This is a genomic window from Pseudomonas sp. JQ170C (assembly GCF_035581345.1).
GTDB lineage: Bacteria > Pseudomonadota > Gammaproteobacteria > Pseudomonadales > Pseudomonadaceae > Aquipseudomonas.
Genome location: NZ_CP141608.1, coordinates 1,789,596 through 1,802,773, shown reverse-complemented (window position 1 = coordinate 1,802,773; position 13,178 = coordinate 1,789,596). Strand labels below are relative to the sequence as shown.

At 59.2% G+C, this 13,178-nt stretch carries 10 protein-coding genes; all 10 read right to left on the bottom strand.

The features are described from left to right. Positions 1-120 precede the first annotated feature (120 nt). On the bottom strand, positions 121-1,434 hold the full coding sequence (gene brnQ / locus U9R80_RS08360; RefSeq protein ID WP_301842917.1) for a branched-chain amino acid transport system II carrier protein: 1,314 nt from the start codon (positions 1,432-1,434) through the stop codon (positions 121-123). A gap of 332 nt (positions 1,435-1,766) precedes the next feature. After that, the gene (gene sucD / locus U9R80_RS08355) at positions 1,767-2,651 is read right to left on the bottom strand and encodes a succinate--CoA ligase subunit alpha (protein ID WP_004376004.1); all 885 of its coding nucleotides are present in this window, start codon (positions 2,649-2,651) and stop codon (positions 1,767-1,769) included. Then, entirely contained in the window at positions 2,651-3,817 is a 1,167-nt protein-coding gene (sucC, locus tag U9R80_RS08350; RefSeq protein WP_028945352.1) for an ADP-forming succinate--CoA ligase subunit beta, read from the bottom strand. The genes sucD and sucC overlap by 1 nt, the downstream gene beginning before the upstream one ends. A 175-nt stretch (positions 3,818-3,992) precedes the next feature. Next, positions 3,993-5,429: a dihydrolipoyl dehydrogenase gene (lpdA, locus tag U9R80_RS08345; RefSeq protein ID WP_045188764.1), complete on the bottom strand. Its 1,437-nt coding sequence runs from the start codon at positions 5,427-5,429 to the stop codon at positions 3,993-3,995. A 95-nt stretch (positions 5,430-5,524) separates the two neighbouring features. Beyond that, positions 5,525-6,745 (bottom strand): 2-oxoglutarate dehydrogenase complex dihydrolipoyllysine-residue succinyltransferase, encoded by a 1,221-nt coding sequence (odhB, locus tag U9R80_RS08340; protein ID WP_301842918.1) that lies wholly within the window; start codon positions 6,743-6,745, stop codon positions 5,525-5,527. A 42-nt stretch (positions 6,746-6,787) separates the two neighbouring features. Next, a complete protein-coding gene (locus U9R80_RS08335) occupies positions 6,788-9,619 on the bottom strand; it encodes a 2-oxoglutarate dehydrogenase E1 component (protein ID WP_301842919.1) in 2,832 nt (943 codons plus the stop codon). 245 nt (positions 9,620-9,864) lie between these two features. Beyond that, the gene (locus tag U9R80_RS08330) at positions 9,865-10,569 is read right to left on the bottom strand and encodes a succinate dehydrogenase iron-sulfur subunit (RefSeq protein ID WP_274118469.1); all 705 of its coding nucleotides are present in this window, start codon (positions 10,567-10,569) and stop codon (positions 9,865-9,867) included. Between the two features lie 12 nt (positions 10,570-10,581). Next, positions 10,582-12,354: a succinate dehydrogenase flavoprotein subunit gene (gene sdhA / locus U9R80_RS08325; protein ID WP_301842920.1), complete on the bottom strand. Its 1,773-nt coding sequence runs from the start codon at positions 12,352-12,354 to the stop codon at positions 10,582-10,584. Between the two features lie 3 nt (positions 12,355-12,357). After that, complete coding sequence (gene sdhD / locus U9R80_RS08320) at positions 12,358-12,726, bottom strand: succinate dehydrogenase, hydrophobic membrane anchor protein (RefSeq protein WP_301842921.1); 369 nt, start codon at positions 12,724-12,726, stop codon at positions 12,358-12,360. Then, complete coding sequence (sdhC, locus tag U9R80_RS08315; RefSeq protein ID WP_174446946.1) at positions 12,720-13,106, bottom strand: succinate dehydrogenase, cytochrome b556 subunit; 387 nt, start codon at positions 13,104-13,106, stop codon at positions 12,720-12,722. Before sdhC ends, sdhD begins: the two co-directional genes overlap by 7 nt. Positions 13,107-13,178: the final 72 nt, after the last annotated feature.

Below are 13,178 nucleotides of genomic sequence, written 5' to 3'. Positions count from 1 at the left end.
AAAAGGCACGTCTTTACCCCAGAAACGAAAAAGCCCCGCATCCTTTCGGATACGGGGCTCGGGAATCTACCCCGCCCGGCGCGCAATGGCTTGTGGCCTGCGCCGGGCTCGGGTCGATTCTCAGGCCAGCGCTTCGCGCGGCTTGCCCAGCATACGGTCGCAGACCACGGCCACGGCCAGAGTCACAACCGAGGGAACCAGCCAGGCCAGACCCTGCTCGCTCAGCGGCAGGTGCGACAAGGCATCCGGCAGCATGGACGCAAGGCTGGTGCCCTTGATGGCATCGACCATGCCGAACAGCAGCGAAACTGCCATGACCGGTGCGAGGATGCGCACTTGCGAGTTCCACAGTTCCTTACAGAAGCTCAGGCCCACCACCACGATGCACGGCGGGTAAATCGCCGTCAGTACCGGGATCGAGAACATGATCAGCTTGGTCAGGCCCAGGTTGGAGATCAGCAGCGAGAAGCCGCACAGGATCACCACCAGGGTGCGGTAGGACAGTGGCAACACCTGACTGAAGTACTCGGCACAGGCGCAGGTCAGGCCCACTGCCGTTACCAGGCACGCCAGGGCAATCAGCACGGCAAGGAAGCCGCTGCCCAAGGAACCGAAGGTGTGCTGTACATACGCATGCAACACCGCCGCGCCATTGGTCGCACCAGCGGCGATCTCGTGGCTGCTGGCCCCCAGGCGGAACAGGCTGATGTACACCAGCGCCAGGCCGACACCGGCAATGAGGCCGGCAATGATGGCATAGCGGGTGATCAGCCTGGGCGACTCGACACCACGGGAACGGATGGCGTTGACGATGACAATGCCGAATACCAGCGCGCCCAGGGTGTCCATGGTCAGGTAGCCATTGATGAAACCTTGGGAGAACGCCGAGGCCTGGTAGGCAGGCTCTGCGTCACCGGTGGTCCCGGCCGGCAGCATGAAGGCGGCAATGCCCAGCGCAGCCAGGGCAATGATCTTCAGCGGCGCCAGGAAACGACCCACGGTATCCAGCAGCTTGCCGGGGTACATCGACACTGCCAGCACGACCACGAAGTACACCAGGCTGTAGATGAACAGCGCTGTCGGGCTTTCACCCGTCAGTGGTGCCACGCCTACTTCAAAGGAGACCGTCGCAGTACGCGGGGTGGCAAACAGCGGGCCGACCGACAAGTAGCAGACTGCAGCCAAGAGGCCACCTGCGACTTTACCGATGGGGCTGGTAAGCGCGTCCATACCACCACCGACCTTGGCCAGGGCGACCACGGTGATGACCGGCAGGCCTACCGCTGTGATCAGAAAGCCCAGCGCGGCCATCCAGACATGAGGACCGGAATGCAGGCCGACGATCGGCGGGAAAATGATATTGCCCGCACCGACGAACAACGCGAACGTCATAAAACCAAGCGCCAGGATGTCCTGGCCTTTCAACACTTTCATTAAGGAAATACCACACTTCTGAAATCGGGATTTAGAGAGGGATTTCCCCTTGGGTGAGGGAAAATGTAGCCCGTCCGATGAGACCGGCCCTTTAAAGCATGCCCGAACCCTTTTGGGGTGCCGACACGAAAGTGGAGACAGTGTAACCAAGTTGCACCAGCTACGCACCGCAGACTGACGAGGTGTCCGATGTGCGCATGTGTTTGTCGCGTGGATGACACGCTTAAAAGGTACTACCTAGTACAACCAATGACTGACGATAGTTACAGCCAGTAAGCACAAAGGCCACCCGAAGGTGGCCTTTGTGGCTGGAGCGAAGTGTCAGCCGAGGCTTACTTCTTCACTTCCCAGCCAGTCAGCTCGGCCAGGGCCTTGCCGATGTCTGCCAGCGAACGCACGGTTTTCACACCAGCGTCTTGCAGTGCAGCGAACTTCTCGTCTGCAGTGCCTTTGCCGCCGGAGATGATGGCGCCAGCGTGGCCCATACGCTTGCCCGCAGGAGCGGTCACACCAGCGATGTAGGAAACTACAGGCTTGGTAACGTTGGCCTTGATGTAGGCAGCCGCTTCTTCTTCAGCCGAACCGCCGATCTCACCGATCATGACGATCGCTTCGGTCTTCGGGTCTTCCTGGAACAGCTTCAGGATGTCGATGAAGTTGGAGCCTGGAATCGGGTCACCACCGATACCAACACAGGTCGACTGACCGAAACCGGCGTCAGTGGTCTGCTTGACAGCTTCATAGGTCAGGGTGCCGGAACGCGACACGATACCGACCTTGCCTGGCAAGTGGATGTGACCTGGCATGATGCCGATCTTGCACTCGCCCGGAGTGATGACGCCTGGGCAGTTAGGGCCGATCAGGGTAACACCCAGCTCGTCGCACTTGACCTTGGCATCCAGCATGTCCAGGGTAGGAATGCCTTCGGTGATGCAGACGATCAGCTTGATGCCGCCGAAGGCTGCTTCCAGGATCGAGTCTTTGCAGAAAGGAGCCGGAACGTAGATGACCGAAGCGTCAGCACCGGTAGCCTCAACGGCTTCTTTAACGGTGTTGAACACTGGCAGGCCCAGGTGAGTGGTGCCGCCTTTGCCTGGGGTCACGCCGCCAACCATCTTGGTGCCGTAGGCGATGGCTTGTTCGGAGTGGAAAGTACCCTGCGAGCCGGTGAAGCCCTGGCAGATGACTTTGGTGTCTTTATTGATCAGGACGCTCATTACTTGCCCTCCGCAGCTTTGACAACTTGTTGAGCAGCGTCGGTCAGGCTGGTTGCAGCAATGATGTTCAAACCGCTTTCTGCCAATACTTTAGCACCCAGTTCAGCGTTGTTACCTTCCAGGCGAACAACAACCGGTACTTTAACGCCGACTTCTTTCACAGCGCCGATGATGCCTTCGGCAATCATGTCGCAGCGAACGATGCCGCCGAAGATGTTGACCAGAACGGCCGCGACATTGCTGTCGGACAGGATGATCTTGAAGGCTTCGGTAACGCGCTCTTTGGTAGCACCACCACCTACGTCGAGGAAGTTGGCGGGCTTGCCGCCGTGCAGGTTGACGATGTCCATGGTACCCATGGCCAGGCCAGCACCGTTGACCATGCAGCCGATGTTGCCTTCCAGTGCCACGTAGTTCAGCTCGAAGCTGGCAGCGTGGGCTTCACGAGGATCGTCCTGGGACGGGTCGTGGAAGGTTTTCAGCTTAGGCTGACGGTACATTGCGTTGGCGTCGATGTTGATCTTGGCATCGAGGCAGTGCAGGTCGCCGTCGGCCTTGATGACCAGCGGGTTGACTTCCAGCAGGGCCAGGTCGTGTTCCTGGAACAGCTTGGCCAGACCTACGAAAATCTTGGCGAACTGTGCAACTTGCTTGCCTTCCAGACCCAGCTGGAAAGCCAGTTCACGACCCTGGAATGGCTGAGCGCCAACCAGTGGATCGATAGTAGCCTTGATGATCTTCTCAGGAGTGTCGTGAGCGACTTTCTCGATGTCCACGCCACCTTCGGTGGAGGCCATGAACACGATGCGACGGCTCGAACGGTCGACTACAGCGCCCAGGTACAGCTCTTTGGCGATGTCAGTGCAGGATTCGACCAGGATCTTGGTCACTGGCTGACCGTTGGCGTCGGTCTGGTAAGTCACCAGACGCTTGCCCAACCACTGCGCAGCGAACGCCTTGGCGTCTTCTTTGCTGCGAACCAGCTTGACGCCGCCCGCTTTACCGCGACCACCGGCGTGAACCTGGGCTTTGACAACCCACTCGGTGCCACCGATCTTGTCGCAGGCTTCTGCTGCAGCTTCAGGGGTGTCGACTGCGAAACCCTTGGATACTGGCAGGCCGTATTCAGCGAACAGCTGCTTACCCTGATACTCGTGAAGATTCATGCTTTTTACCGTCTTCGTTAGGTACTGCGCTTCGGCGCTGCGCTCTTGGAGAGTGCCGCGCCACCTGTGACCACTTGCCCCCGGTATGCTCCGGGAGTTCGAGTCCGGCGGACGTTCCGCGGTGAGTCATGCACGCAAGACTCACGACGGGCTGCCCGCCGTGGTTTCTTATTGTTTAACGCTTCTTACGGTTGGCTACGTGAATGGCACCGCCATTCACTGCCAGCGCGGCTTCATGCAGCGCTTCGGACAGGGTCGGATGGGAGAAAACCATCATGCCCAGGTCTTCGGCGCTGGTGCCGAATTCCATTGCGATTGCGCCCTGCTGCACGAGTTCTGCAGCCGATGGGCCAATCACGTGTACACCCAGAACGCGGTCGGTCTTGGCATCGGCGATGACCTTGACGAAGCCACCGGTGTCGTTGGCCGCCATCGCACGGCCGCTGGCCGCGAACGGGAAGGTGCCCACGTTAACCTCAACGCCTTCAGCCTTCAAGGTCTGTTCGGTTTTACCGACCCACGCGATCTCTGGGTGGGTGTAGATAACCGATGGGATCAGGTCGTAGTTCATCTGGGCTTTGTGGCCCTTGATGCGCTCGACAACCATGATGCCCTCTTCCGAGGCTTTGTGAGCCAGCATCATGCCACGAACCACGTCACCGATGGCGTAGACGCCCGGTACGCTGGTCGCGCAATGATCGTCGACGAAGATGAAGCCACGCTCGTCGATGGTCACGCCGCTGTCGGCAGCCAGCAGATCAGTGGTCACTGGACGACGGCCGACCGCAACGATCAGCTTGTCGAAGGTGATTTTCTGTTCGCCGTTGGCGTCGGTGTAGGTCACTTCGACTTCAGCGCCGTTGACCTTGGAACCGGTGACGCGAGCGCCCAGCTTGATGTCCAGACCTTGTTTGGTCAGGGTCTTCAGGGCTTCTTTGGAGACGGCAGCGTCAGCGGCCATCAGGAAGGTGTCCAGCGCTTCCAGAACGGTGACTTCGGCACCCAGGCGAGCCCAGACCGAACCCAGTTCCAGACCGATAACGCCAGCACCGATAACGCCCAGGCGCTTAGGTACCGATTGGAATTCCAGGGCGCCAGTGGAGTCGACGATGACGTTCTGGTCGACCGGAGCCGGTGGAATGTCGATCGGACGCGAACCGGAAGCCAGGATCACGTTCTCGGCTTCGATGATTTCGGTGGTGCCGTCAGCCTTGGTGACTTCGACTTTCTTGCCGGCCAGCAGTTTGCCGTGGCCCTGGATCGAAGTAACGCCGTTGGCCTTGAACAGGGTGGCAACACCGCCGGTCAGGTTCTTGACGATACCGGCCTTGCGGCCAACCATCGCAGCGACGTCCATTTTGACTTCGCCGGTGGAGATACCGTGGACGTTGAAGCTCTCTTTGGCTTCCTTGTACTTCCAGGAGCTGTCCAGCAGCGCCTTGGATGGAATGCAACCCACGTTCAGGCAGGTACCGCCGAGGGCCAGTTTGCCCTCGCCGTCTGTGTACTTCTCGATACAGGCAGTGCTCAGACCGAGCTGGGCGGCCTTGATAGCAGCTACGTAGCCGCCAGGACCTGCACCAATCACTACCACGTCGAATTTCTGGGTCATAAAAGATTCCTTTTAAGCTTCAAACCACAAGCTGCAAGCTGCAAGGCGACCGGCTTCTACTTGAAGCTGGGCGCTTGCAACTTGCAGCTGTATTTTTAGATGTCCAGCAGCAGACGAGCCGGGTCTTCCAGCAGGTTCTTGATGGTCACCAGGAAGGTCACGGCCTCTTTACCGTCGATCAGACGGTGATCGTAGGACAGCGCCAGGTACATCATCGGGCGGATCACAACCTGACCGTTAACGGCCATAGGACGCTGGATGATGTTGTGCATGCCCAGGATAGCGGCCTGTGGCGGGTTGACGATCGGGGTCGACATCATCGAACCGAAGGTACCACCGTTGGTGATGGTGAAAGTACCACCGGTCATTTCGTCGATCGACAGTTTGCCGTCACGGGCTTTCTTGCCGAACGTGGCGATGCCGTTCTCGATTTCAGCCAGGCTCATCAGCTCGGCGTTACGCAGAACTGGCACGACCAGGCCACGGTCGCTGGAAACGGCAACGCCGATGTCCGCGTAACCGTGGTAGACGATGTCCGAACCGTCGATCGAGGCGTTGACAGCCGGGAAGCGCTTCAGTGCTTCGGTGGCAGCCTTGACGAAGAACGACATGAAGCCCAGGCGTACGCCGTTGTGGGTCTTCTCGAACAGGTCCTTGTACTTCGAGCGAAGGGCCATGACTTCGGTCATGTCGACTTCGTTGAAGGTGGTCAGCATGGCCATGTTCGACTGTGCTTCGACCAGACGCTTGGCAACGGTGGCACGTACGCGAGTCATCGGTACACGCTTCTCGGTGCGGTCGCCAGTGGCGACAACAGGCGCGGCAGCAGCAGCGGCAGGCTTGGCGGCTGGAGCGGCAGCCGGAGCGGATTTCTTCGCTTCGATGGCAGCTACAACGTCTTCCTTGGTGATGCGACCGTCTTTACCGGTGCCCTTGATGCTGTTCAGGGCGATGCCGTTCTCTTCGGCCAGCTTGCGGGCAGCTGGCGCGCCGATGGCGTCTTCGTCAGAAGCAGCGGCGGCTGGAGCAGCAGCGGCAGCCGGAGCGGCGGCAGCGGCTGGAGCAGCGGCAGCAACACCGCCCTCCTCGATCGAACCCAGGACTTCGTCGGACAGGACGGTCTCGCCCTCGCCCTTGACGATTGCGCCCAGCACGCCGTCGGCGGTAGCCAGTACTTCCAGGACAACCTTGTCAGTCTCGATGTCTACGATCAGCTCATCGCGCTTGACGGCTTCGCCCGGTTGCTTGTGCCAGGTGGCAACGGTGCCATCGGCAACCGATTCCGGGAAAGTAGGGGCTTTGATCTCGATAGCCATTATCAGTGGTTCCTTAAATTCGGTTTCTAGTGCGCGATGGCATTAAACAGTGAAGGCATCTTGCAGCAGTTTTTCCTGCTGCTCGGCGTGCATCGAAGCGTAGCCACAAGCAGGCGCTGCCGAAGCATCACGGCCCGCGTATTCCAGAACCAGCTCTTTATTGTGGCGGGTCAGGATACGGCGCATGTGGTGCTGGCTGCTGTACCAGGCGCCCTGGTTCATCGGCTCTTCCTGGCACCACACCACATCTTTGAGATTGGTGTACGGCGCGAGGATCTCGACCAGATCGTCCTCAGGGAATGGATACAGCTGCTCGATACGCACGATGGCGATGTCTTCGCGGCCTTCGGCACGGCGTTTTTCCAGCAGATCGTAGTAGACCTTGCCGCTGCACAGGACCAGGCGAGTGACCTTTTTCGGATCGAGGGTATCGATTTCCGGGATCACAGTCTGGAACGAGCCTTCGGCCAGTTCTTCCAGGGTCGAGATGGCCAGCTTGTGGCGCAGCAGCGACTTAGGCGTCAGTACGATCAGCGGCTTACGCAGCGGACGGATGACCTGGCGACGCAGCAGGTGGTAGATCTGAGCCGGCGTGGTCGGTACGCAGACCTGGACGTTGTGCTCGGCGCACAGCTGCAGGTAACGCTCCAGACGTGCCGAGGAGTGCTCAGGCCCCTGCCCTTCATAACCGTGCGGCAGCAGCATGGTCAGACCGCACAGACGGCCCCACTTGTGCTCACCACTGGTGATGAACTGGTCGACAACCACCTGGGCACCGTTGGCGAAGTCGCCGAACTGGGCTTCCCAGATTACCAGCGCGTTTGGCTGGGTGGTCGAATAGCCATACTCGAATGCCAGTACCGCTTCTTCAGACAGGAACGAATCGTACAGGTCGAAACGTGGCTGGCCTTTATAGAGGTTCTGCAACGGGATGTAGGTGCTGGCATCTTTCTGGTTGTGCAACACCGCATGGCGGTGAGAGAAAGTGCCGCGACCGATATCTTGACCCGTCATGCGAATCGGGTGACCTTCAAACGCCAGGGTGGCGTACGCCATGGTTTCGGCGTAACCCCAGTTGATCGGCAAGCCACCGGCCTGCATCTTCTGGCGGTCTTCGTAGATCTTGGAGACCTGACGCTGAACCACGAAGCCTTCCGGCAGTTCCAGCAGCTTGGCCGACAGTTCCTGCAGGGTCTTGAGGTCAAAGCGGGTGTCGTGACGCGCGGTCCAGGCATGGCCCAGGTACGGACGCCAATCGACGAACAGCTCTTTGTTCGGCTCTTTGACCAGGCTCTTCACTACATGCAGGCCGTTGTCCAAGGCATTGCGGTACTCGTCGACCTTGGCCTGGACGCGATCCAGGTCAAGACGACCCGACTGGATCAGGCTGTCGGCATACAGCTCGCGAGTGGTGCGCTGCTTGGAGATCTGCTGGTACATCAACGGCTGGGTGCCGTTCGGCTCGTCGGCCTCGTTGTGGCCGCGACGGCGGTAGCAGACCAGGTCGATAACCACGTCACGCTTGAACTGCATGCGGTAGTCGACGGCCAGCTGGGTCACGAACAGCACCGCTTCAGGATCGTCACCGTTTACGTGCAGGATCGGCGCCTGGATCATCTTGGCGACGTCGGTGCAGTACTCGGTGGAACGCGAGTCCAGCGGGTTGCTGATGGTGAAACCAACCTGGTTGTTGATCACGATGTGCACGGTACCGCCGGTCTTGAAACCGCGGGTCTGCGACATCTGGAAGGTTTCCATGACCACGCCCTGACCTGCGAACGCAGCGTCACCGTGGATGGAGATCGGCAGAACCTTGTCACCAACGGAATCGTTGCGACGATCCTGACGGGCACGTACCGAACCTTCTACCACTGGCGAGACAATTTCCAGGTGCGAAGGGTTGAACGCCATGGCCAGGTGGACTTCGCCGCCGGCAGTCATCACGTTGGACGAGAAGCCCTGGTGATACTTAACGTCACCGGAACCCAGTTCGACCTTCTTCTTGCCTTCGAACTCGTCGAACAGATCGCGCGGGTTCTTGCCGAAGGTGTTGACCAGCACGTTCAGACGGCCACGGTGGGCCATACCGATCACAACTTCCTTGGTGCCGTAGGAACCGGAACGCTGAATCAGTTCGTCCAGCATCGGAATCAGGCTTTCGCCGCCTTCCAGGCCGAAACGCTTGGTGCCCGGGTATTTGGTACCCAGGTATTTCTCCAGGCCTTCTGCTGCGGTCACACGCTCGAGCAGGTGGCTTTGGATATCTGCCGAGAAAGCCGGGCGCCCACGAACGCTCTCCAGACGCTGCTGGAACCAGCTGCGCTGCTCGGAGTCGACGATGTGGGTGAATTCGGCGCCAATGGTGCGGCAATATGTCTGCTGCAAAGCGTCGAAGATTTCGCGTAGGCTCGCTTCCTCTTTGCCGATGAACAGGTCGCCGGCACGGAAGGTCGTATCAAGATCGGCATTGGTCAAGCCGTAGTGATTGATCGACAGGTCTACTGGCGCAGGGCGCTGCCACAACCCCAGGGGGTCGAGCTTAGCGGCTTGGTGGCCGCGCATACGGTAGGCCTGGATCAGACGCAATACTTCAACCTGCTTCTTCTCGTGTTCACTGCTCACGCTCCCGGCGGAAACCGGTTGGGCGCGGCGCTGGTTCTTTGCCAGCAGTACGAAATGGTCGCGGATTGTAGAGTGCGATACATCGGTAGCGGTGCTGCCTTCGGCGGGCAACTTCTGGAAGTAAGTGCGCCACTCTTCTGGCACAGCGTTAGGGTCGTGCAGGTAGAGCTCGTAGAGCTCTTCCACATATGCAGCGTTACCACCTGAAAGGTGGGCGCTTTCCCACATGCGCTGCATCACGCTTTCTTGCATGCTTGGTCACCCTCGGTTAGGGGACGGATCGGCGAGAGCCACAGCAAGCCTGGAAAAGTCCTAATGCAGCGACCGAACCAAGCCACCAAGGATCCCACAGATTTTCCGGGTACCAGCCCGGAAGCCCCTGCTGGTCTCATATCTTCATAGGTAAAAGCTCGGGCTTTATGAGCCCTTGCTCGAGTTTCACCTTGGTGCGGGCAAAGGCCCGCACCTCGGCGTGCTACGGGTACAACACTTTAAAATCAGGTACCGCTTTGCAGCAGCATGTTACGTACGTGACCGATTGCCTTGGTCGGGTTCAGACCTTTAGGGCAAACGTTTACGCAGTTCATGATTCCGCGGCAGCGGAACACACTGAACGGGTCGTCCAGCGAAGCCAGACGCTCCTGGGTCTTGGTGTCACGGCTGTCGGCCAGGAAGCGATAGGCTTGCAACAGTGCAGCTGGACCGAGGAACTTGTCGGGGTTCCACCAGAACGATGGGCAAGACGTCGAGCAGCAAGCGCACAGGATGCACTCGTACAGACCGTCCAGCTTTTCACGCTCTTCAGGCGACTGCAGACGCTCGATGGCCGGAGCCGGCGTGTCGTTCTGCAGGAAAGGCTTCACCTTCTCGTACTGCTTGTAGAAGATGCTCATATCGACGACCAGGTCACGAATAACCGGCAATCCAGGCAACGGACGGACGACCAGCTTGTTACGCTTGACCACTGCCGACAGCGGCGTGATGCAGGCCAGACCGTTCTTGCCGTTAATGTTCATACCGTCGGAACCGCAAACACCTTCGCGGCAAGAACGACGATACGAGAAACCTTCATCCTGTTCTTTGATCAGTGCCAAGACATCCAGCACCATCAGGTCTTTGCCACCGGTATCGACCTGGAACGTCTGCATTTTCGGCGCAGAGTCGGTATCGGGGTTGTAACGATAGACTTCGACTTGCAACATAGCGACCACCCCTTAGTAAGTCCGGACTTTTGGCTCGAACGCCGGTACGGTTTTCGGCGCGAAGTTGACAGCGCGCTTGGCAACCCGCTTCTCGCCCGGGAAGTACAGGGTGTGGCACAGCCAGTTTTCGTCGTCACGGTCTTCAAAGTCTTCACGGGCGTGAGCGCCGCGGGACTCTTTACGGACTTCTGCAGCAATTGCAGTGGCTTCAGCGACTTCCAGCAGGTTCTGCAGCTCCAGCGCTTCGATACGCGCGGTGTTGAAGGCCTGGGACTTGTCGTTGATCTTGACGTTGGCGATACGCTCGCGCAGCTGGGCCAGTTGCTCGATACCCTTCTGCATGTATTCGCCAGTACGGAATACACCGAAGTAGTTCTGCATGCAGCTTTGCAGCTCGCGACGCAGGGTAGCCACGTCTTCGCCGGTGTTGCGCTCGTTGAGCTTGTTCAGGCGGCTCAGGGCAACATCGATGTCGGTGTCGCTGGCGTCGAGGTATTCGATACCGTCGGTCAGCGCCTTTTCCAGGTGCAGGCCGGCAGCACGACCGAAGACCACCAGGTCGAGCAGCGAGTTGCCGCCCAGACGGTTGGCACCGTGAACCGATACGCACGCCACTTCACCTACCGCGAACAGACCAGGGATGATCTGATCTACGCCATCGGCGTCCTGGGTCATTGCCTGGCCATGAATGTTGGTGGCAACGCCGCCCATCATGTAGTGGCAGGTTGGGACGACCGGTACTGGCGCGACAACAGGGTCGACGTGAGCGAAGGTCTTGGACAGTTCACAGATGCCTGGCAGGCGGCTGTGCAGTACTTCTTCACCCAGGTGGTCGAGCTTGAGCATCACGTGGTCGCCGTCAGGGCCACAGCCGTTGCCGGCGATGATCTCTTTGACCATGGAACGGGCCACAACGTCACGACCTGCAAGGTCCTTGGCGTTGGGCGCATAACGCTCCATGAAACGCTCGCCGTGCTTGTTGATGAGGTAACCACCCTCACCACGGCAGCCTTCGGTAACCAGCACACCGGCGCCGGCGATGCCGGTTGGGTGGAACTGCCACATCTCGATGTCTTGCACCGGAACGCCTGCACGCAGCGCCATGCCGACACCGTCACCGGTGTTGATCAGAGCGTTGGTGGTGGAGGCGTAGATACGGCCTGCACCGCCGGTGGCCAATACGGTGGCCTTGGACTTGATGTACAGGGTTTCGCCGGTTTCGATGCAGATAGCGATCACACCGACGAACGCGCCTTCCTGGTTCTTCACCAGGTCAACAGCGTAGTACTCGTTCAGGAAGGTGGTGCCTGCCTTCAGGTTGCCCTGGTACAGGGTGTGCAGCAGCGCGTGACCGGTACGGTCGGAAGCTGCACAGGTACGGGCGGCCTGGCCACCTTTACCGTAGTCCTTGGACTGACCACCGAATGGACGCTGGTAGATACGGCCGGTTTCGGTACGCGAGAACGGCAGACCCATGTGATCCAGCTCGAATACGGCTGCAGGGCCTTCTTGACACATATATTCGATAGCGTCCTGGTCACCGATGTAGTCGGAACCCTTGACGGTATCGTACATGTGCCAGCGCCAGTCATCGTTCGGGTCGGCCGAAGCGATGGCGCAGGTGATGCCACCCTGGGCCGATACAGTGTGCGAACGGGTCGGGAACACCTTGGTGATCACGGCAGTCTTGTGACCGCCCTGAGCCAGCTGCAGCGCAGCGCGCATGCCAGCACCGCCACCACCGATGATGATGGCGTCGAATGAAATCGTTGGAATGTTAGCCATGAATCAGATACCCCAGAGAATCTGCACACCCCAGACGAAGTACGCGAACATCGCGACACCACATACCGCCTGGAACAGGAAACGTACGGCAGTCGCCGACTTGCCCAGCGCCATCGGCGTCAGGTAGTCGGTGGCAATGGTCCACATGCCGACCCAGGCGTGAGCGCCCAGGGCAACCAGGGCCAGCAGACTGAAGATACGCATCGCATTGCTGGAGAACAGAGCGTGCCACTGGGCAAACTCGATGCCCGGGTGCGCGACCAGGTATCCGATCAGGAAAATGAAATAAGCCGCGAGAACGACCGCAGAAACGCGCTGCGCCATCCAGTCATAGAGGCCCGAACGCGAGAGGTTCGTGACGTTGGTTACCATATCCAAACTCCTGCCAGCACGATCACCACCACAGAGACGGCGATGATAATTTTCGAGCCCAGTCTTCCGCCTTCCAGCGTTTCACCGATGCCCATGTCCATGATCAAGTGGCGCACACCGGCTACCAAGTGATACAGCAAGGCGGACAGGAGGCCCCATGCCACGAACTTGGCCAGCGGACTGGTCAAGCATGCCTTCACCTCGGCGAAACCTTCCTCCGAACCCAGGGATTTGCCCAATGCATAAAGCATGATGCCAAGGCCCAGGAAGAGGATGATGCCGGAAACACGATGAAGGAATGACGTAACGCCGGTAATGGGGAGTTTGATGGTCCTTAGGTCTAGGTTTACAGGTCGTTGGCTTTTCACGGCTTTTTTCACACTGAAGAGCCCCTAGCAAGCAGGGCAAAGTTGTTGGTAAGTGTACTGGTCAGGTACCCACCACCCAGGGAG